Genomic DNA, 22298 nt, shown 5'->3' with positions numbered 1-22298 from the left:
CTTAGTTGGACCCACTCACAGAGATGCTACGTCATGTCCTGCAATCGCCGATTCTCTAAACGAGCCAAAAAGACGCAGCGAGTGAAGTCAGCGGCACGATTGCGTTTTGAAGTACTCGAAGATCGACGGTTGTTGGCGGTTGATTTTTCGTTTTTGGGTGACATCAACGCAGCCGACTACGGCGCGTCATCCGCTCCCCAAGGGTTCACGCAAGTTGGGGCGGTGGCGTTCTTCACCGCCGAAACGATCCAGCAGGGACGAGAGTTGTGGAAGACTGATGGAACTGCCGCTGGCACCGTGTTGGTCAAAGACGTTTCTGCAGGCTCGGCGAGCGGGGCGGCCTTTGGCAGCAACATGCTTAATGTGGCTGGAACGTTATTCTTTGCTGCACGCGAAGGAGTACACGGGTACGAGCTTTGGAAGAGCGACGGCACCGAAGCAGGAACGACATTGGTCAAAGACATTCGACCAGGCCACCTCGATGCGTCACCGAAAGAGTTCATCAATGTGGGCGGAGTGCTGTACTTCACGGCCAACGATGGCACTCATGGTACTGAGCTTTGGAAAAGCGACGGAACGTCCGCCGGCACTGTGCTGGTTTCGGATATTCGCGATGGTGCAGCGGGTTCCGATCCGCAATGGATGCAGAGTGCGAGAGGCAACGTTTTCTTCAGCGCTGATGATGGCAGCGCAGGTCGCGAGTTGTGGGTCAGCGACGGCACGGTGACGGGTACGACAATGCCGTTAGATATTCAAACTGGTGCGGTGGGCTCGATTCCGACAAACTTGACCGAGTTTGGTGGCGAGATTTTCTTTACGGCCAATGACGGAACGGTCGGCGGTGAACTTTGGAAGAGCGACGGCACATCCGCTGGCACGACTCTGGTTGCCGATGTTCGGCCTGGAGTTGGCGGTTCCTACGGTCGGCATCTTAGAAATCTAAACGGCACACTGATTTTCAGCGCCTTTGATGGAACTCACGGATGGGAGTTTTGGAAGAGCGATGGAACGACGGCAGGCACGCAATTAGTGGTCGATTCCATGCCAGGAGGTCTCGGGCGATCGATGGGTGAGGCGGTTGTGGTTGGCAATCAGATCTTTGCGATCAGCTACGATTCCGGTGGCCGCGAACTTTGGAAGACCGACGGCACAGCGGCGGGCACAACAATGGTTGCCGACGTTAGCAACGGAACCTACAACACTGGCCCGACTCTATCCGCTCAACTGACCAACGTTGGCGGCACATTGTACTTCTCTACCAACGATGGCACCTCGGGTTACGAGCTGTGGACCAGCGACGGCACCGCGTTGGGAACCTTGGAAGTGGCCGATATCTATTCCGGCGTGGGTGGGTCTTCCCCCGCTTTCTTTGCCGACTTTGGTGGCACGGTGTTGATGAGAGCAAAGGACAGCACTCATGGGCATGAACTGTGGAAGAGTGATGGAACCGTCGCCGGCACAACCATGGTCAAAGACATCAGAGTTGACACGCTGACGTCATACCCTGCTCACTTCGCCGCCGTTGGCGACACGCTATATTTTCGCGCCAACGATGCCACTCACGGTCACGAACTTTGGAAAAGCGATGGCACGCCAGCGGGAACCAACTTGGTCATCGACCTTAGCGCGGGTAGCAGCAACGGTGCCCCGAAAGTGATGACGGAGGCCAACGGCAATCTGTACTTCCATGATTCCGGTCGGTTGTGGAAAAGTGATGGCACGACCGCTGGCACAGCTCAAGTCGTTTTCACCGGCGGCGGGTTCAGTAACGGTGCTTACCAATACGACATGTTCAATTTCGGTGGCACGCTGCTGTTTCGGGGACAAGGTGCGGGTACCGGAATCGAACTGATGAGTAGCGATGGAACGGCGGCGGGCACGGGAGTGCTGGCCGACATTCGTCCGGGGTCAGGCACATCCTACCCGACTCAACTCACGCAAGTCGGTGGCGTCGTTTACTTCCGAGCCAACGACGGCACCAACGGTTACGAACTTTGGAGAACAGACGGAACCACCGCTGGCACCATGTTAGTTGCCGATGTCAATCCTGGGGCACCCGCATCGAACCCTACGAATCTAACCAATGTGGACGGCACGTTGTACTTCGCCGCCGATGATGGGACCAACGGAATTGAACTTTGGAAAACCGATGGCACCGCTGCGGGCACGGTTTTGGTTTCTGACGTTCATCCAGGTTCCTCAGGTTCGTTTGCATCCAACTTGGTCAACGTTTCAGGAACGGTTTACTTCCGAGCCTATCACGCCAGCTACGGACACGAGCTTTGGAAAAGCGATGGCACCTCCGCTGGCACAACGGTCTTGGATCTCAATCCAGGCACCGCCAGCGGTTTCGCAACTTCGTTGACCAACGTCGACGGAACGCTGTTCTTTTACAACAACGACGGTGTTCACGGCAACGAACTTTGGACCAGCGACGGCACCGTCGCCGGATCAATGATGCTTGCCGACATCATGCCGGGCGGAGCGTCATCGCAACCTGGTAATTTCACCAACTTTGGTGGCGAGTTGTACTTCACGGCCTATGACAATGAGTTCGGGAGCAGTTTGTGGCGCAGCGATGGCACGGCGCAAGGAACCGAGCGTTTGTCGACGTCGACCAATGGATCGCCGCAGGTTAGGTCAACTAACGGCATCATCATCGCCGGCAACAATATGTTTATCCAAGGCGGCTCGAATCTGTACGGTTACGAACTGTATTTGGTGACCCAGTCGGACCCGAATGACCAGATCGCCGAAGCGACAACGCTCGCCAGTGGACCGACTAGTGCCGCGATTGATTCCCTGGGCGGTAGTGGTGATGTGGACCTATATCGAATCGACGCGATTGCCGGTCAAGCGTTCGACTTTGACCTCGATCGTCCCATTGGCGGACTCGATGCCGCGCTTCGCATCTTTGATTCCGCAGGCAATCAACTCGCCGTCAGTGACAACGACGCTGGTCCGTCGCCGGAATTTTCCAGTGACGAACCGTTCTTACATTTCGTCGCTCCGCAAAACGGGACGTACTACATTGGCGTCTCTGCAGCTTCAAACGTCGCATACAACGCTGTCGATGGACGCGGCGATGTTTCGTCGACCACGCTTGGCGAATACCAATTGATTCTGACCAACGATTGGCCTGCTCCTGTGTTCAACGATGAATCCGCCAGCACAAACGCGGACATGCCCTTGGTACTGCCGGTCATTCCCGCGCAGTACGCCGACGAGTTCGCCGTACTATCCGCTACCAATGGCCAGCACGGCACGGTCACCATCACGGGCAACGGGACGCTCACTTACACGCCTGACCTAGGTTTCGTTGGCACCGATTCGTTCGAGTACGAAGTCGCTGCATTCGATGCAGAAATGATGGGGGATTCGTCGAGTACGGGAGATCGCTTTGGCTATTCCATTGACATCTCGGGTGACTACGCCATCGTCGGTGCCTACCTGGACGATCCTGACGGAGTCACCAACGCAGGTTCCGCACTCATTTATCAACGCACCGGTTTGACTTCATGGACTGAGGTTGCGCACCTGACTGGCGATTTGGGAGCCGCTGGTTTGCAGACGAGTTTCGGTTGGAGTGTAGCCATCGATGGTGACACTGCGGTGGTCGGAGCGCAATACGATCGAGAAAACGGATTCCGAGCCGGCGCGGCATACGTCTTCGGACGCAACCAGGGAGGTTCAAATCAATGGGGTCGCGTCGCGAAACTCGCCGGCAGCGATACGGTCTTGCGAGACTTGTTTGGCCGCTCGGTCGACATTTCAGGTGACACAATCGTGGTCGGTGCGAGTACCGCCGACCCAGCCGGCTCTGCATCGGGAGCGGCGTACGTTTTCAATCGTGATGAAGGTGGCGTATCAGCCTGGGGCCAAGTCAAGAAGCTGATCGGCAGCACCACGACAACCGGCGACAGGTTTGGCCAGTCGGTCTCCATCGACAATAGCACGATCGCCGTGGGCGCGTTTCGGCATGACGGAGCGGGCAACGATAGCGGCAGTGTCTATCTATTCAAACGCAATCGGTTTGGTGTAGATAACTGGGGCGAATTGATCCAGATTAACGCGGCTGATGCATCGGCAAACGATCAATTCGGCTACAGCGTTTCACTGGATGGTTCCAATCTTGCCATCGGCGCGCCGCTTGACGACGAAGCCGGAATGAACCAACTCGGTTCGGTCTACGTGATGTCTCAAAACCAAGGCGGAGTCAATCAATTCGGGCAAGTCGCGAAACTCTTTTCGGATGACGGTACCGCTGGCGATCGATTGGGCGGTTCAGTATCGCTGGACGGCAACCGCCTTGCCGTGGGCGCAGTCCAGTCAGACTTTGGCGGACTGCAATCGGGCAACGCTTACCTGTTTGAAGACTCTGGCACGGGATGGAGTCAGTCGCGATTGCTGGTCAACGATGAAGTCACGACAGCGGATCAATACGGAGTCGCCGTCGCGATTGATGGCAACATGGCAGCCGTCGGTTCATGGTTGGACAATCGTCCCGATAACAATTCTGGAGCCGCTTATGCATTTGACCTGCAATCTGACACCGCGACGGTCACCGTTACCGTGATCGCGCAAACTAGCGAACTTCCCAGGACGAATCGGACGAGTGATCGATCCTCGATTACATCCTCAAGCCAAGAAGAACCGATGGACCTGTCAGGCGTAGCCAAGATCAGGTCAGCAAGTTTGACTGCGATTGAGGCTGAGGCCGTCGATCGTACGTTGGAAGCCTTCGTTGATCTAGAAGACGATGAACATCAGGAGCTGATGCTTGACGACGTCGCTTTACGAACTTTAACGACCAAACTTGGTCGTTAGCGATGTCCGACTAACCTTAGGAATTCACCGAATGTCGCGTGCCGCTCTCTGGCCTCTCCCTACCCAGGTCTTCATTCGCCGTTGAAACCGCTTGAGTAACTTGAGTCGGGGGGAGTCACCTTTTGCAACAAGCGAAAGCCTACGATGTCGCTACGTGGTTTACTGTCTCGAACTTCCTTCTCGTCATTTGGAACCGTCCGAGTCAGCACGGTGACAAAGCGTTCGGGGGCTCCGCAGTAGGCAAGCGATACGGATCTGCCAACATCAAATGGGTAGGCGATCTCCTGCGCCTGTTGTAGGTCTTTAGCGGTCCCGAGTCTCAGGAGTCCTGAGTTCGACAGTGTCCAAGCAATGGAATCACTCATAGGGTCGTAGGTGAAGCACCGTTTCTGACCTGCCACTTTATAAGCGTATCGAAACGTGGCTAATTCATCTGTTTGATTAGCAGTGACAAAGTAGAGAGTGCTGCCATTGACCTGATAGTCAAGCTGAGTCCACTTTTCAAGAATAACGCCGCCTCGATTGCTGTGCCCTAATTCTCGTTCCCCGTACCTCGCGCTCGAGCTGCGATTGAGTATGCCGGCGAAATGTGTTCCCACTAGCCTCGGCTTCGCCTGAGAAAAATCAATCACATAAAGTTTATGAACAGCATTTCGCCACGTCCCGTCCGCTGTGGTCAGGCCGATCTTGCTTGAGGTAGACAGGTCGATCACGTCACCTGGTCGGCCGGGGAAGGAATACGTTGCGGACACTTTACAGTCGTACACAACCTCGTCGTTTCTGTTAGCCTTCCGAGTTGCGCTTCTTGAAAATTCGCTGCTGACAAGATCGGTCGGAGCGAAATCAAATTGAGTGAGTCGGGAGCGTCGCGTCCCCGTAGCTGTGATGGCTGCGATCCGAGTCAGGCCAAGAAAGACGAGAAAATGGCTGTCTCGATCCACAGAGAAGCTTGAGGCCCCGTGTACGTCGTCTAGTTCACAACCAAGCACGGTCCTATTGAGTTGAAAGTCAAACACTCTCCAGATTTTTCGTTCCGCGTTCTTCTCGAATCGGATCAGTACCGCAAGTCGACAATCTTCGTGGTCAAAGAAAATGGACGCGCTGCTCGCAATTCGTGGTGTTTTAAACTCGGCGAAAACTTCCAAGGATTTCTCACTGAAGGAGCCAGCCAGCAACTTCACGCGAGTTCCTGTTTCATTCCTGACCAGACACACCACGCGTTCGCCATCGCGGCTAATCGTGATCGCCAGAAGTGATCCATCGAGTTTCGGCCAAGCGAGCCGGCTCTGCTTCTGAAAGTCGCATTCCTCAAGCAAGCCACTGGAATGTCCTACCAAACAAAGCGGACGCGTCGGATGACCCACCAACGTAGTGCCCGATTCACCTGGGAATTGAAATCGAATCGGAGTCGTTTCGGCGTAGTCTTCCGCGAAACTAATAGACCCGTCAAGCAAAGGGGTAACGCTCGCGACGACGACAACGAGCCACCCCATCATTGGATGAACCAAGTTTGTGAACGCGTTGCTATTCATCCACATGGGATCTCCCCTCTAGGATTTCCGAGCCATTGCTGAAGCCTTCAATTCTCCCGCTCGCTAGGTTGAGCACGGCGGGGAGTCGAATGTAGGGTGATCCAATCATGAAAAGAATCTCTTGTGTGGATGCAACCGGCATCGGGACGTGATCCATTGACTGTCGCACCAAACCGTTTCTGAGTTTGCCTTATTGCAGCAAGGAATAGAACGAACGAGTTCAGTCTGGATAACAAAGTCAACCAGAAACATAGTTCTTAAGAATCAGTTACTGGGACGAGCAAACTGAAAGGTGCGTTGGGAAGCTAGGTCGTAGCACCAAGTACCATTTTCGATGGGTGGCATACTTTCAAGTTTTCTTGGTTCTTCGCTAACCAAATAATCTTCTACTGCGAAATCGCAGGTGGCAGAAACCTTGCCTGTCCACGGGTCGAATTTTGTGAAAGTACCTGAACTGGGAGTCCACTCGTTGTCGCTTGATTTCTCCCACTTGAGCTGGATGTCGTTGGACTTGGTCTGTCCTATTCCGTCGAGAAAAATCTCAAAGCGCGACGGTCGCATGTCAGCGTCGATCGAGCATGTGTATCGGAACCCCGTATTCGATGCAGTCGGATCTGTATCATCCTCAAACCAAAGGATGGCGGTGTCCGAGTCGTGATCAATCTTTCCGCGAACATCTCGATCGACGATCCAATTGGGTGAGTCGATTGGATAGGGGACTCCATGCAAACTCCTGATTCTACCCACCGCTGCCAACATGACGCATTCAACACCAGTGACCTCGAAGGCTCTAATTCGAGCCGTATCACCGTTTAGGTGATACTCAATGAAGCGATGACCCAGAGCCTTCTGTGCCTTGACATCACCATCTTCCTCAAATACTGCATTATAGTCGTTACCACGAACAAACTGCGCGGACGTGTTTGTGATGAAACCTGTAAGATCCACATTTGTTGCAGCGTTTTTTTGGTAGCGATTCCAATTTCCTTCGTCGAAGTTGCTGGCCAGTCCCAGCAACCAAGGATTGGTCATGTCTTGTGGCGGAAAAGGTTGGCCAACCACTTCCCCTGTCATCACATCTTCATTCTGAATCGAATTCGCTTTCGTCGTACATGTTCCCTGACATGTATATGACAGATGCTTCACCTTTGCGGCTCGTTTGGCCCACGCCGCCACGATGGTAGCCGCGTCTTCTTTCTCGCCAGCGCTCGCAGCAGGCATCATCAAAGCCCATGCCATCAAGACCAATAAGGTTCTTCGCCAAGATGGTTGAAGCATGGCGGTGAGTTGTTCACCTTGATAGATCATCGTTCGTCTCCTTCACTCTTGTTTACCTAAACGATTACGAACGCTGCCTGAGAAAACGCCATGTTTTAGCTCGCTTGGAAGTCGGTCTTCCTGCATGCAGACATATCGTTTGTCGTATCAAAAAATGCCAACTTTAAGACGCTCGGGATAGGGCGAGTGATGTCGTGATCCCGCAGGCAATAAAGCGCACAAGCTATCGGCACCGAGTATCGCGCCATCTAGTTTCACCGCCAATCACTTCTGTCGTTAAAACGACCGTCGACTTGATTTGAATTTCAACGTGAATTCTTGTGCCGCCGGCAAGACCCATATCTACGCTTTGGATGAGTAAAGACACGTTGGTGCCAAACGAACGCTCGTTTGATGGATCAGCGAACGAATCGTAAATGCGATCCGGAAAGTCGCCATGCAGATACGTGTAGCCGAGCGATGTGGTGTCGCTCAGGTTCATGTGCTTGATTTACGTCGACAAAACCCCAACGCAGGTTGAAGGCAATCGTGCTTAGCACGACTGCCAATTCAACCTGATTTTATCACGGGGGGGGGCGCACACGTCAACAAGATTTTTACAGAACTGGCAATGTTTGCTATTTCTTAAGCGAATCCATTGAAGCGATTGAGGATCCGCTGGCTTCTAAAGCCAATTGAAACGTCGTCTTGCATCCAACGATGAAAAATTGGCGTTGCTGTCCGTCTGCAGCATACGTTCTGGTGACGCGCACACGCGTTACTCGTCGGTAACACAGCCTTCGCTAGCGGTTTTTACGCACTTGATATATTTGTACAGCGTGCCGCGAGTGACCTTCAGCGGTGGCGCCGTCCAAGCGGCTTTGCGTGATTCCAAGTCCGCGTCAACGTTGAGCGAGTTAGTTTCGGCATCGATGGTGATGACGTCACCATCTTGAATCAAACCGATGGGGCCGCCCACTTGAGCTTCGGGGGTGACGTGTCCAACGATGAACCCGTGGCTGCCGCCACTGAAGCGACCGTCGGTAATCATCGCAACATCACTGCCCAGTCCTGCACCCATGATCGCGCTGGTGGGCGTGAGCATTTCCGGCATGCCCGGTCCGCCCTTGGGGCCTTCGTAACGGATCACGACGACATCGCCCTTTTGAATCTTGTTTTCTTCCAACGCGTGCAACATGTCTTCTTCGCTGTCGAAACATCGCGCAGGTCCACTGAACTTCAAGCCTTCTTTGCCTGTGATCTTGGCAACCGCGCCCTCGGGGGCAAGCGAGCCTTTCAAGATTCGAATGTGACCGCTTTCTTTGATCGGTTTTTCGACCGGCATCACGATCGTTTGGCCTTCTTTGAGGCCTGGAAGGTCAGCGACGTTTTCGGCGAGCGTCTTACCGGTCACGGTCATGCACGAGCCATCCATCAAACCCTTTTCGAGCAGGTACTTCATCACCGCAGGCGTTCCGCCGATGCTGTGCAAGTCTTCTTGAACGAATTGGCCTGATGGTTTCAGGTCGGCCAGGAAAGGAATGCGATCACTGACGCTTTGGAAATCGTCAATCGTCAAGTTCACGTCAACCGATCGAGCCATCGCGATCAGGTGCAACACTGCGTTCGTGCTTCCGCCGAGTGCCATCACGGTCACCATCGCGTTTTCAAATGCGGTGCGAGTCATGATGTCGCGTGGCTTGATGTCTTTCTTGAGCAGTTCCAGCATCGCTTCACCCGCCTTGTGACACTCTTCTTTCTTGGCCGCGTCTTCAGCGGGGATGCTGGCGGAATAAGGCAGCGACATGCCGAGGGCTTCAATCGCGGTGGCCATGGTGTTGGCCGTGTACATGCCTCCACATGCACCGGCACCCGGGCAGCTTTTGCGAATGATCTCGGCTCGTTCTTCTTCGGTGATCTTTCCGGCAACGAACTCACCATAAGCTTGGAATGCGGAAACGATGTCAAGTTTTTTGGTGCCGCAAATTCCCGGCTTGATCGTTCCGCCGTAGACCATGATCGCGGGTCGATTCAGACGACCCATGGCGATCAAACAGCCAGGCATGTTTTTATCGCAACCGGGCAGCGCGATCAGTCCGTCGTACCATTGGGCCCCCATGATCGTTTCGATCGAATCGGCGATCAGGTCACGCGATTGCAGGCTGTACGACATCCCTTCGGTGCCCATCGAGATACCATCGGAAACTCCGACAGTATTGAATCGCATTCCCACCATCCCCGCTTTGGTGACCCCTTCCTTGACTTCATTGGCCAAATCCAGAAGGTGCATGTTGCAGGAGTTGCCTTCGTACCAAACGCTACCAATGCCGACTTGAGGCTTTTTCATGTCCTCGGTGGTCATCCCGGTTGCGTAAAGCATCGCCTGGGAAGCGCCCTGAGACTTGGGTTGAGTGATTTTGGAGCTGTACTTGTTAAGCGGCTGTGTCATCGTCGTTGGCAGTTTGAGAAACGGAAAGTATCAGACCAGAATATGATTGGCTGAGCGATTTCTTACAAGCAAGCCAACGGTTTCTCTTTGAAAGCGTTGAATTTACAGCATTCCTGACCAACGCTTGCGGATCATCGCCAGTTTACGCTCGATGGTTCGAGATGATAGTTCGTAGTGCTCCGCCAGTTCTTCGTTGCTGTAGCCTTCCATTTTCGCGACCGCGATTTCACATAGCATCTTGTCGCCGAGTTTTTCCAACAGCGTTTGGAGTTGTTCGTTCAGCTCGGTAAGCGTTGCCGGCGAAGGTGAAACATCGGCGATCAGGTCAAAACCGGCCCCGCTCGAGTCATCGAAGACTGAGTCGCCTCGCACCTTTCCGCCTCCGCGTTTTGCTCGGACGTTGTTGCGGCCATGGTCGATGCAATCGTTCTTGGTCCACGACAGCAGCATCCGCCACAGGTCATCGCGACTGTCAATGCTGGGCAGTGTTCCGCGATCAGCCGCTTTGCACAGCGTCGTCATCACTCCGGCAGCAACGTCTTCTTCGTCACGGACGCGCCGATTGGATAATTGCTCGCGGGCTACGTTAGCGAGCGATTCGAACAGGCGATCCCACAGTTTAGCTGCGGCGTTGGGGTCGCCTTCGCGGAGTTGATCGAACCATACTGTGATGGAGTCTTCTTTACTCGCACGATTCATTCGCCATTCCCCAGTGAAGCAGTCCACAACAGAACGGGGAAATCATCCTCGTCGGTCGAGCCGATCAAGAATCCCCAGTCTCCCTTGGCTTGACTGATCTTGATGACCATCGTGTGCTTGCCAGCGGTCAAGTCCACATCGAACGATCGTCGATTTGCGTTCAAGTACCTGTTCGATGCGTTTTCGAGAACGACTTGATTGTCGATCCAAACCTTGGCTCCGTCATCGCTGGCGATAGTAAACCGAATAAGCATCGCAGTTTTGACAGTGATCGTCGTAGTGGCGTAGGCAATCGCGTTCTCGTGTTCGCCAAGTAGATCGAGCAAGTCCACGTAGCGTCCCGAAAAATCTCGGGTCACGATGCGGTCTTGAGTTGACCCCTCTGGCTCTCCGCGAAGCAAATTCTGTTCAATTTCAGTTGGGAAATCTAATTGCTCCTTCGCGGACATATCGGGCGTTGTCGCGATGGGGCCGTGGATCTGGAACGTTTGCGATTCGGTCACCCAGCGAGCGAAGGTTTGTCTTTGCGTTTCGGTCCATTCCGTCACGCTGTCAACATACTTCTGTGACGCGTTTGCCAGCCAGTCGGTTTGTTCGCTCGCCATTTCCAGTCGTGCCTTGGCTGCATACCGAAGAAAGAATTTCACTCGATCGCGAGCCTCTCGCGTGCCGGGTCGGGGAGCATCCTGGTCAAAGCGGTGGATGAACTCGACAAGGGCATCCACTTGGTCAGCTTGCCCCAGTAGCTTCGCAAAACCATTGCGAGTGGCTAAGTCGTTTTCGAAGTCTTTGAAGGTCCAGTCTTTCGTCATTCGTTGCATCGCGTCGGTCGCCAAATCATAACGCCCGGCCTGTTTCCCAACAGTGATCAGATTGCTGTGGATGTTGTGCTTGATCTCGGCGATGCCCACATCTGGTACGATCGAGTACTCGTCGGCAGGATGCTTACCTGCTTCCTCGATGGCTTCGCCAGCGAGTATGAGCTGTTCGATGCCAGTATCCACATCGCCGATTTGAAACAGCATCATGCCGTAGAACATTCGAGCTCGCGTCATCGCAATCCAGTTTTCTCGCAGGTTTTGACCTGCTGCGATGCGAGCCTCTGCCACGGCGATGGCAGTTCGACGTCCAGCCAGCGCAGGCGGTGGCAGCTTCATCCACGTCGTGAACAAGAACCAACCGAATAAGCCGACGGCGACCGTTGCCGATGAGACTTGGATCAGGGTGGGCCAACGCCGATAGACGGTTGCCAAAGCGAATGTCGCCGCTGCTAAGAAACCCAGGGGAATGGACCAATCGATAATGTAGCCCGACCCGATCGAAATCCACGTCGCAAAGTTTGAACCTAGCAAGAATAGGACGCACACCATCACCAGCGTGAAGCAAACGTAGCCAATGCGGCTGCGCCAAGGGCCTTCGTTTCGAATCAGTCGCCCTGCCAACCAGGTCTGCGTCACACCTAGCAAGGCAAAGATCATCAGACTGACCAGCGTGCCCAAAATCGTGCCATTCATGATCGCCGCTTCGTTGTCTCCTTCCGCCTTCCGAAACAACAGTTCAGGAAGCTCTGCCGTGGGCACACCGCGCAGGCTTGGGTACTTTTCGTTGACGAATTGTCGGACATTGCGTTCGGTGTTTCCTTCGGGATAGATCAACTGCCTGACCACGGCACTGTCTTCGCGAGGTCCCGATGTCATGCCTCGAATGAAAGCGGGACCAAAGCCTGACACGAACGCCAACAGTCCGGCAAGCAAGCCGACGCCCAACCCCGCACTGATATCCGCAAAGCTGTTCTTGGTCTTGACCAAACGGGCAGTCGCCCAACCTATCGTTGTTGTCAGCAACAGCATCAAAGGAATCGAAATGGGGCGAAGAAACGAATAGTCCTTGGCAAGCCAAGGGCGATCTTCAGGTGCGAATCTGTCGTAGGTTTCCAATCTCGACGCATAATCACTCCCAATGGTTCCTGCCCAGATGAGGCCGCCGAACAGGACGCCGACCACCGTCGCAATCACGGGAATCCAAATCACGTTGCCAAAGTTTTTACTCAGCCACGATCGCATCAGTTCAGTCACTGAGGGCGGCCGAACCATCAGAGGTTGACCGGTCTCAAAGGCTCGCAAGTCGGTAGCAAGGTCGGCGGCGCTCTCGTACCGCTGTGATGGATCTTTCGATAGACATTGCAAACAAATCAGTTCAAGATCTGGATGGACATCGGCATTGAATCTTCGCGGTGATGGCGGTGCTTCATCCACAACGCTGCGAAGCGTTTCAAGCATCGAGTCTTTTTGGTGAGGCGGGCGACCACAAAGCAGTTGGTAGAGAATAGCACCCAAGGAATAAACGTCTGTCGCCGTCGTGACGCTGCCACCGGTCGCTTGTTCAGGCGACATGAACCCCGGGGTTCCCATGACCGCACCGGTCTGAGTGATGCCGTGATCGTGTTCAGTGCTGCGTGCTAATCCAAAGTCCGTTACGACCGGGTCACCGTCGGAATCGATCAAGACGTTTGCTGGTTTGAGATCACGGTGAAGGATGCCGCGTTGATGAGCGTGATGGACGGCCAATGCAGTCTTAGCAACGATGTCGATGATGCGCGACTGGTCTTGGGCAATCTTCGCGCCGACTTCGCTAAGCGAGCTGCCCTCGATCAACTTCATCGAAAAGTAGTGCTGGCCATCGAAGTTACCAATGTCATAAATGGGGACGATGCCGGGGTGGTCCAGACCCGCAGCCGATTCGGCTTCGATTTGAAATCGACGAATTTGGTCTTCGCCGGCGATGTTTCCGCTTAGGATCATCTTCAACGCGATCTCGCGATTGAGACTAATTTGGCGAGCGCGATAGACGACGCCCATGCCTCCGCGAGCGATTTCGTCAATGATCTCGTAGTCGCCAAAGTAGCGAATCTTTGATCCGCGTTGGGGGATCGAACGATCGAGCGTACGATCACCTGAGCTGTGATCGGTTGAATCGAGGGTGCGCAGGTCAGCTTGAGTAGCCGCTAAGGCCTCGGAATGAAACCCAGGTGATTCCAGCTCAACCGTATCGACATCCTCGTTAATTTCGCATTGATGAATACGGCGGTACTCGCGATCGATGCGACGCAATTCTTGAGATAGCTTTTGCCGGATCGATTCGCCGGCTCGGTTCAGAAACTCTGGTAGGGACGGAGGTGATTGAGGCGACTGTTTCCAAAGCTGTTCAAACTGGTCGCAAAGACGGTCTGTCTCGAGTTCGTTTTCCCATCGGCTGTCCGAATTATTGTCGTGTGGGTTTGCGTCGCGATTCATCGGGCAATGTGTATTCGAGGGACGAGTGGGATTCGGGACAAGACTGGGGAATCAATGGATGACTCTTTTGAAAGCGACATTTGTTTCGGTTGCCCGACATCCACTTCGCAGAACGAGCTAATATGGTAGTTCCTTTTGTATGTCTCCGTTTCCTGCTGTGTTTAGGTAATGAACATGTTTCGATTGTTGGTCGTAGCCGCGACTTTGTTAGCCACCGTTGATCTGACGCGGGCAGATGATCCGAAAGCAAGCAGCGATGCGGAGTTCGTAGACAACTCGTTGGAATTGTTTGATGGCCAGACATTGAAGGGCTGGGAGGGCAACGGATATTGGTTTCGTGTTGAAGACGATTGCATTGTTGCCGGACGCAGCGACGAAGATATCCCGCACAACTTTTTCCTGTGTACTGCCGACCACTACGACGACTTTGAATTGCGTTTAGAGGTGAAGATCATCGGCCCGGGACAGAACGCGGGCGTTCAGTTTCGATCCAAACGTCTACCGGGCGGTTCCGAGGTTTCAGGTTATCAAGCCGATGCAGGCCGAGCTTTTGACCGAAGCGTTTGGGGAGCCCTCTACGACGAATCTCGCCGTCGAAAAATGTTGGCTGAAGGCGACCCCGAACTTGTTAAGCGGTTGACCAAAGATGGCCAATGGAATCACCTACGCATCGTATGCAAAGGCAACCAGATCGAGATCTTTCTTAACGGCGAGCAAACCGTTGACTACACCGAAGAAGATGCTGAGATTCCTAACCACGGCTTGATTGCCTTGCAGATTCATAGCGGTCCGGCAACGGAAGCTTGGTACCGAAACATTCGAGTGCGGCATTTTAAATGATTGAGTTTGTTTACTTTGATCTTGGCAACGTGCTTTGGAAGTTTGACGAGGACGTGGCCTGCGCGAACACAGCGAAAGTGTTTGGCGTTGCGCCTGCCTTGATCCGCGATGCTGTTTATGGCAGCGGCCTGCAGAATCGTTTCGAGCACGGGGGCGTTACTCCGCGTGGTTTCGTTGACGAACTGACCCGGTCCTTGGCGAGCACGCGCAAGGCGGTAAGCGAACAAGTTGTTCTTGATAGCCTGAGCAATATGTTTGTTCCGATCGAGGAAATGGTCATGGCCATCGATGCGGTTCGTCAAAAAGGAACAAAGGTTGGAATTCTTTCCAACACGTGCCATTCGCATTGGGATTGGATTGCCCGTCAAGAACACGCGTTGATGAGCAGCCGATTTGACGCAGTCGTCTTGAGCCACGAAGTCAACTCGATGAAACCCGACGATCAAATCTACCGAGCCGCTGAACTCGCTTGCCACACGCCGGTCGATCGCATTTTGTTTCTTGATGATAAAGAAGAAAATGTGCTGGCGGCGAAACGGCGAGGATGGAGGGCGGAGTGTTGCGTCGGTGGTGGCTCGGCGGTGCAAATGCTAATCAAACACAACGTGATCAATGAGTCTTGGTCGGCCGGTGGTAGCTCGTCTTGAACACGATGTTTCGTTCCCTGCTGTTTTGGTTGTTGGTGTCGTCAGGCATTGGTTATTGGCTAACGCCAGAGCTCATTGGGTTTGAAGTATTTGATTCGTCGCCGTGGCTGATCTGGACGCTGATCGTGATCACGATGTACTCGCTAGGGTTGCTGGCGAGACGCGACGAGTTAGCACCACTACGTGAAAAACCTTGGTGGGTTGTCTTGGGAACGCTAACCCAGATGATTGTGATGCCAGCCGCGGTGTTTGCGATGACCAAGATCGTCACGATGGATCCCGAGATCGCCGCAGGAGTGATTCTTGTTGGCTGTGTCCCCGGCGCGATGGCGTCGAACGTGTTGACTCACACCGCCGGGGGAAGCGTTGCCTATTCGGTTAGCCTTACTGCGGTTGCGACGTTGCTTTCGCCAGTGTCCGTGCCGTTTGTGCTGTGGTGCGTCGCGGACCTGCGATCTGAAATTTCGCTGTGGTCGTCGTCGCTGTTATTGGCTGGTTTGGTGGTGATGCCAACGGTTCTAGGCTATGCGACGAGCCACGGGATGCCTCGATGGCGGGCTGCAGCAGACGTTTGGTGTCCTCGGATTGCTTCGGTGGCGTTGCTATGGATCATCGCAGCGGTGGTCGCTGGTAACCGCGACAAACTGGGTGGCATCGGAGTTGTCGTCTTCTTCGTGTTGTTGATCGTCAACTTGATTGGGTACGCAGCGGGCTACGGAGTGGGTGCGATGAGTCGATTGCCGGAATCATTTCGGCGAGCGTTAACACTGGAAGTAGGCATGCAAAACGCGGGTTTGGGGACTGGTTTGGCGGTTTCAATGTTTGGTTCTCAGACGTCGGCAACGATCCCGACGGCGGCCTACACCTTTGGCTGCATGTTGACCGGAAGCATTCTGGCGAGCGTGTGGAAGTTTTTCGACACAAAACGCGGATGCGTTCACTAGCAATTTGCGTCGCCAATCACGTTTTTTGCTGTCTCTGGACCCGGTTCTGCGTCTTGGCCCGGCTTCTGTGGCATTGTGGCTAGGCATTACAATAGATGAGTAACCTCCTCTCTATTCGCTCGGTTTTCATGTCTCAAGCCGCCGTTCAACCCATTCCTTCTTCGCCCACCTCGCCTCGAGCAGTGGCTGTCATCGACATTGGCGCGACCAGTATTCGGATGGCAATCGCCGAAATTCACGCTGATGGCGAAGTCAAAACGCTCGAAACCTTGATGCAATCCGTAGAGCTCGGTCGGGAAGCGTTCCAGAGCCGGCGATTGTCACGAAAAAGCGTCGAGAAAACCGTCTCGGTGCTGCGGCGTTACAAGCAAGTGCTTCGAGAATACGGCATTTCGAGTCCCGAAGACGTTCGTGTCGTCGCCACGACGGCCGTCCGTGAAGCAGTTAACCGGTTGGCGTTTACCGATCGTATCTTCATTGCGACTGGCTTTCACGTCGTTTCGATCGACGAAGCTGAGGTGAATCGGATCACGTACATGGGGGTGATGCCCCACTTGTCGCAAAGCGAAGAGCTGGCCGACGGGAAAAACGTCGTCGTTGAGGTTGGTGGTGGAAACACGGAAATGCTGATTGTGCGAGGCGGGAATGTGCTGCACAGCCAATCGGTCAGGCTCGGTTCACTAAGGTTGCTCCAGACGCTCGAGAACGTTCGCGCCAGTGCGCAACGACGTCGTGGCCTGCTGGAAAGCCATATTCGACGATCGTTGAAGCAACTGATTGAATCAATCAAGCAAGACGCGCCGATTCACTTAATCGCATTGGGTGGCGATATGCGATTTGCAGTCCACCATTTGCTTGACGACTGGGATGGCAATTCGCTCGCAAAAGTCTCCACCGGACGACTGGTTAAGTTCACTGAGTCGCTGATGACGCTCGACGAAGACGCAATCGTGCGTCGCTATGGCGGCAGTTTCATCGAAGCTGAAACGGTCGGCCCCGCGCTGTTAGCCTACACCATGCTGGCCAAGCATTTTGAGTTAGATCATGTGTTCGTGTGTGACACCAATCTTCGCGATGGTGTGCTCAATGACATGGCGTCGGACGGTAGTTGGACAGCCGAGTTTCGAAATCAAATTGTCCGATCGGCCATCGCACTCGGTCGCAAGTATGGTTTCGATGAATCGCATGCTCGGAACGTTGCCGAGCTATCTCGGAAATTGTTTGAACAACTCGCCGACGAACATGGACTCGATAATCGGCATGAGGTGTTATTATTCGTCGCTGCGTTGTTGCACGAAATTGGTTTGATGGTCAATCTTCGCAGCAACCATAAGCACACTCTTTACTTGATTCGCAACAGTGAAATTTTTGGTTTGTCGCAAGATGAATTGCTGCAAGTGGGATTGGTAGCCCGCTATCATCGGCGTGCGACGCCTCAGCCATCGCATGAGGTGTACAACACGTTGGGACAACCCGAACGTGTTGTCGTTTCGAAGCTGGCAGCGATTTTGAGATTGGCGATCGCGCTTGACGACACTCGCACCGGCCGAATTCGTGAAATTCAGTGTCACCGCGAGTCGCGGCAATTGCATATTCAAGTGCATGGTGTGGATGACGTGTCTTTGGAGCAAATCGCGATGCGCGAGAACGCGGGGTTGTTCCTAGATGTCTTTGGCATGGCTGTTTTGTTGAGAGCAGGGAAATGACTGCGGCGCCGCCCTGCCCTGCTCTTCCCTTCTATCTGGGTTGCCCAGTTTGGAATTGCGCTGGATGGGTCGGTGAAGTATTTCCACCCCGGACGCCTCGGGACAAATGGTTGTCCTGGTACACGCAAACATTCAACACAGTCGAAGGCAACAGCACGTTCTACGCACTGCCTTCGATTGAATCCACGCAGCGATGGGCTCGCCAATCGGCGGACGGGTTTCAGTTCTGTTTCAAATTTCCGCGTGAAATTTCGCACGACTGCGAACTCGAAAACGCTGAAGGTTTGACCGAGACCTTCTTGCGAGTTTTACAACCGCTGGCTGATGCAAATCGGCTTGGCCCGACGTTCTTGCAATTAGGACCGGCGTTTGGCCCTCGTAAATTTGGTGCGCTGCAACGGTATCTCGAAGGGCTTCCGAAGCATTGGAAGTGGGCTGTCGAACTGCGGCATCTTGATTGGTTTGACCAAGGTGATAACGAGGGACGTGTGAACGATCTTTTGTCGAGTTTAGCAATCGACAAGGTGCTTTTTGATTCAAGGCCGTTGTATCAGTCGCCCCCTGATGACGACATCGAAGCGAAATCACAGGAGCGAAAGCCTAAGACGCCCGTTCGTCAAACCGTGACGGGGAAGTCTCCGATGCTGCGAATTGTGGGACGAAATCGAGTTGAATTGACCGACTCGTTTTTCCGCCAATGGGCACCGATCGTCGCAAAGTGGATTCGCGATGGAATGATACCGTATGTGTTTACTCACGCGCCGGATGATGCCAACGCACCCGCATTGGCACGTCGTTTTTTGAGTATCTTGCAGCAAGAGCTTCCTGAGTACGTTTTGACAATTCCCCGACCACCAATGCCCATGCAGCAATTAACTTTGTTGGATGACATTTGAAACCGATGATTCACGTTGCGGTAATGTACGTTCGCGGTGATGGTGCGTCGCAATTTAACTCGATTGAAAACTAGAACATGAATGATCACATTCTGTTTTTCGCTAAGGTGTGCGTGGTGACTTTTTTATTGATTTCGCCGGACGGTGATGCAAACGCTAAAGATCCGTACGCGGCGGTGCGAGAGCAATTGGTGCGTGACCGAATTGCCTCGGCTGGTGTCACGAACCCTCGAGTGTTGGAAGCGATCCGTTCGACGCCACGGCATTTCTTCGTTCCCAAGTCAGAGCGAGATCGTGCCTATTTGGACATGGCTTTGCCGATCGGCAATGCTCAAACGATTAGCAGTCCGTTTATCGTCGCTTCCATGACCGAGGCTCTTGATCCACAACCAACGGACAAGGTGCTTGAGATCGGTACCGGTAGCGGTTACCAGGCTGCAGTGCTGAGTCCGTTAGTGGAGCATGTCTACACGATCGAAATTGTGGAAGAATTGGGGGAGCGAGCGGAGAAGACGCTGCGCTATCTGGATTACAAGAACGTGTCCGTCCGCGTGGGCGACGGGTTCTTAGGGTGGCCCAATGCAGCACCCTTCGACAAAATCATTGTCACCTGCAGTCCCGAGTCAGTTCCCCAACCGCTTGTCGACCAACTCGCCGAAGGCGGACAGATGATCATTCCGGTGGGACAGCGATATCAGCAAACGCTGTTTCGGATGGTCAAAACCGATGGCAAGCTCGTCGAGCAACCGTTGCAGCCGACTTTGTTTGTTCCGATGACCGGCGAAGCGGAAGACAAACGAATTCAAAAGCCTGACCCAGCGAATCCTACGATCATCAACGGAGACTTCGAATTTGCTGAGCAGCAAAGCGATGGTGGTGCTGGCGAATCGAACAATCCCACTGACGCAGGCAGTAATGTCCAGTCAGGTCGTGATTTTTCGGCGTCTAATTTGGCATCAAATGGCACTCTGGCTGGTGAGGCGCCTCGTTCAACGACGGATGATGACTTCATTCCCGGGTGGTACTACGGCCGACAGGTCAAACGCGTTGAAAAATCCAACGGATCCGACGAAGCATTTCACGGTAAAGCGTTTGCTCGATTCACCAATGAGACGCCCGGTTTGAGTTCTCACCTGTTGCAAGGCATTGCGATCGATGCGAGGGAAGTTTCGCAGATTCGACTCAGTGGCCGCTACCGAACCGAAAATGTTCGCATTGGACCCACGCGAGACGCGTTGCCGATGATTGCTATCAGTTTTTATGACGAACTCAGACGCGATCTTGGTACCTTTTCTTTGGGACCGTTTCGAGGTACCCGGCCGTGGCGAGAGGCAAGTCGGTTGATCCGCGTGCCTCCGCAAACACGCGAAGCGATCGTGCGAATCGGCTTGTTTGGTGCCACAGGCGTGGTCGACTTCGACGAAATCGTGCTTCAGAAGCACGATTGACGGCTTTGTGGCAGGAAATCGAAGGGTGAACCAATGGACATTCCCATGCATTTCCCCATGGTTGCCTGCTCTGCCTAGTCTTCCCTGGCCGCAAAAATTGCCTGAGCTGCTTGCTTGGTAACTTCGGACTGATACATTTTACCGAAGTGAGCTGTTGTGCGCGGCAAGGGGAGCCAGGTCATGTTCTAGTGATGACCTCGTTGTGATCCTCCCGTGTAGTTGATGACTCAGTATCAATTTCAGGAGAGAGTTAACCAATCATGATGTCTTTACGAAATGCGGCACTCGGGTTTTCTGCGGCTGCACTCCTTTGTTTTCCGACGATCGCTGATGCCGGCGGTTCGTGGGGCGACTCGTCTGGCGGCGGCTACGCGTCGTCCGGAGGCGGTTCTTCAGGTGGCGGTTTCTTCAGTCGACTAAGGGCTCGTCATTCCGGATCGAGCGGTGGTTCATCGGGCGGCTATGTCGCAGCCTCGGTTTCTGCGGGTAGCCATGGCGGTTCCAGTGGCGGTAGCAGTGGTGGAGTTCGCAAAGGTCCGCTAAGACGTTTGGTTGACAACATCCGTGCTCATAAAGCGGCGCGTCGTCTCGGCGGCAGCAGTGGCGGATCGTCCGGCGGTGTTACGTACGCTAGCTACAGTGGCGGTTCGTCCGGTGGATCAAGCGGCGGGTCGAGTGGCGGCGCTTCGGGACACACCGGTGGTTCATCAGGTGGATCAAGTGGTGGTGTCAGCTATGGCAGCTACTCGGTTCCGATGATCGAAACTATTGGGATGGATTCTTCGGTCGGCTACGAATCTCCCGTCATTGAATCGTCTTATGAAAGCTACGCTCCTCTTAGCGACAGCTACATCGATGGCGGCTACTCAACAGGCGAAGTTATCCTTGGTGATTCTTACAACGACGGCGGCTATTCCACTGGCGAAGTCATCATTGATAGTGGTTACGAAGTCGGCGCCGCGGTGGAATCACCTGCTGTTGAATCTGACGCGAATGCGTCCGAGGAACGATACGAATCAGCGGAACGATACGAATCAGCTAAGCCGTCAGTGGAAGACGAAGCGGTTAGCGTTGACGCTGATGCGGCCATGATCACGGTGAAGGTTCCCAGCGAAGCGTTGGTAACGGTTAACGGATACGAAACCCAAAGTGATGGTGAACTACGCAAGTTCATGTCGCGTGGTCTCAAGGAAGGTTTCGTTTACACCTATGTAGTGGACGTGACGTACGATCAAGACGGCGACCAGAAGACACTGACCAAGTCCGTGAAGCTTCGTCCTGGCGATATCGAAGAAGTTGTCTTCGAAGCCGATGTTGATTCGCGCGTCGAAGTGCAGAAGGCTCCTGTTGATGAAGAAGTGATCACAGTCGTGAAGATTCACGTTCCTGCCGATGCTGAAGTTTCGTTGGCTGGAAACCCAACCAATGGACAAGGCGCACTTCGAACGTTCCGCACCAAGCAATTGAAGGCTGGTGAGCAATGGTCCAACTACACCGTTCGCGTAACAGCCAAGGTTGACGGTCAACCGGTAACGAAAGAACGCACCGTTGATGTGAAGGCCGGTTCGGTTACCGAGCTGAGCTTTGATTTCAATGGAAGCAGCTTGGCAAGCCGCTAAGGCTAGTTTCAAGCGTTAAACGATTTCAGTCAGCCGTGTTCCGAGCGATCGGAATGCGGCTGATTTTATTGATCAGCGACGCTTTTCGGCCTTCTGGGTAACGTTTGGGCTAGGTTCTCTTGCTACGGCGTTCTGGGTAGC

Annotated in this window: 14 protein-coding genes; 8 read left to right on the top strand and 6 right to left on the bottom strand. The window is 53.9% G+C overall.

Going from position 1 to position 22298, the window contains the following annotated elements; all coding sequences use genetic code 11:
• Nucleotides 1–33 precede the first annotated feature (33 nt).
• Entirely contained in the window at nt 34–4827 is a 4794-nt protein-coding gene (locus tag Pla22_RS02785) for an ELWxxDGT repeat protein (RefSeq protein WP_146513246.1), read from the top strand.
• Nucleotides 4828–4898: 71 nt separating this feature from the next.
• On the opposite strand, the gene Pla22_RS02780 is transcribed toward Pla22_RS02785, so the two are convergent.
• The 6 genes from Pla22_RS02780 to Pla22_RS02755 form a co-directional block, all read right to left on the bottom strand.
• The gene (locus Pla22_RS02780) at nt 4899–6365 is read right to left on the bottom strand and encodes a hypothetical protein (protein ID WP_146513245.1); all 1467 of its coding nucleotides are present in this window, start codon (nt 6363–6365) and stop codon (nt 4899–4901) included.
• A gap of 258 nt (nt 6366–6623) precedes the next feature.
• A complete protein-coding gene (locus tag Pla22_RS02775; protein WP_146513244.1) occupies nt 6624–7667 on the bottom strand; it encodes a hypothetical protein in 1044 nt (347 codons plus the stop codon).
• Nucleotides 7668–7860: 193 nt separating this feature from the next.
• A complete protein-coding gene (locus tag Pla22_RS02770) occupies nt 7861–8118 on the bottom strand; it encodes a P-loop NTPase family protein (RefSeq protein ID WP_146513243.1) in 258 nt (85 codons plus the stop codon).
• 276 nt (nt 8119–8394) lie between these two features.
• Complete coding sequence (gene ilvD / locus Pla22_RS02765) at nt 8395–10065, bottom strand: dihydroxy-acid dehydratase (protein ID WP_146513242.1); 1671 nt, start codon at nt 10063–10065, stop codon at nt 8395–8397.
• Between the two features lie 102 nt (nt 10066–10167).
• Complete coding sequence (locus Pla22_RS02760) at nt 10168–10764, bottom strand: ECF-type sigma factor (RefSeq protein WP_146513241.1); 597 nt, start codon at nt 10762–10764, stop codon at nt 10168–10170.
• Entirely contained in the window at nt 10761–14057 is a 3297-nt protein-coding gene (locus Pla22_RS02755) for a protein kinase domain-containing protein (protein ID WP_146513240.1), read from the bottom strand. Before Pla22_RS02755 ends, Pla22_RS02760 begins: the two co-directional genes overlap by 4 nt.
• Nucleotides 14058–14231: 174 nt before the next feature.
• Between Pla22_RS02755 and Pla22_RS02750 the strand changes: the two genes are divergently transcribed.
• From Pla22_RS02750 to Pla22_RS02720, 7 genes are all read left to right on the top strand, one after another.
• Complete coding sequence (locus Pla22_RS02750) at nt 14232–14897, top strand: 3-keto-disaccharide hydrolase (protein ID WP_242631759.1); 666 nt, start codon at nt 14232–14234, stop codon at nt 14895–14897.
• Nucleotides 14894–15544 (top strand): HAD family hydrolase, encoded by a 651-nt coding sequence (locus Pla22_RS02745; protein WP_146513238.1) that lies wholly within the window; start codon nt 14894–14896, stop codon nt 15542–15544. The genes Pla22_RS02750 and Pla22_RS02745 overlap by 4 nt, the downstream gene beginning before the upstream one ends.
• 5 nt (nt 15545–15549) lie before the next feature.
• Nucleotides 15550–16488 carry a bile acid:sodium symporter family protein gene (locus Pla22_RS02740; protein ID WP_146513237.1) on the top strand — a complete coding sequence of 313 codons (939 nt, stop codon included), beginning with the start codon at nt 15550–15552 and terminating at the stop codon, nt 16486–16488.
• 95 nt (nt 16489–16583) lie between these two features.
• A complete protein-coding gene (locus Pla22_RS02735; RefSeq protein WP_207310286.1) occupies nt 16584–18194 on the top strand; it encodes a Ppx/GppA phosphatase family protein in 1611 nt (536 codons plus the stop codon).
• On the top strand, nt 18191–19090 hold the full coding sequence (locus Pla22_RS02730) for a DUF72 domain-containing protein (RefSeq protein ID WP_146513235.1): 900 nt from the start codon (nt 18191–18193) through the stop codon (nt 19088–19090). Before Pla22_RS02735 ends, Pla22_RS02730 begins: the two co-directional genes overlap by 4 nt.
• Nucleotides 19091–19167: 77 nt before the next feature.
• Complete coding sequence (locus Pla22_RS02725; RefSeq protein WP_146513234.1) at nt 19168–20538, top strand: protein-L-isoaspartate(D-aspartate) O-methyltransferase; 1371 nt, start codon at nt 19168–19170, stop codon at nt 20536–20538.
• 260 nt (nt 20539–20798) lie between these two features.
• Nucleotides 20799–22157: a TIGR03000 domain-containing protein gene (locus Pla22_RS02720; RefSeq protein WP_242631757.1), complete on the top strand. Its 1359-nt coding sequence runs from the start codon at nt 20799–20801 to the stop codon at nt 22155–22157.
• The last annotated feature ends 141 nt before the right edge of the window (nt 22158–22298 follow it).

Origin of the sequence: Rubripirellula amarantea, assembly GCF_007859865.1 — a bacterium.
Classification (GTDB): Bacteria; Planctomycetota; Planctomycetia; order Pirellulales; family Pirellulaceae; genus Rubripirellula; species Rubripirellula amarantea.
This window is presented reverse-complemented; position numbering and strand designations above follow the sequence as displayed.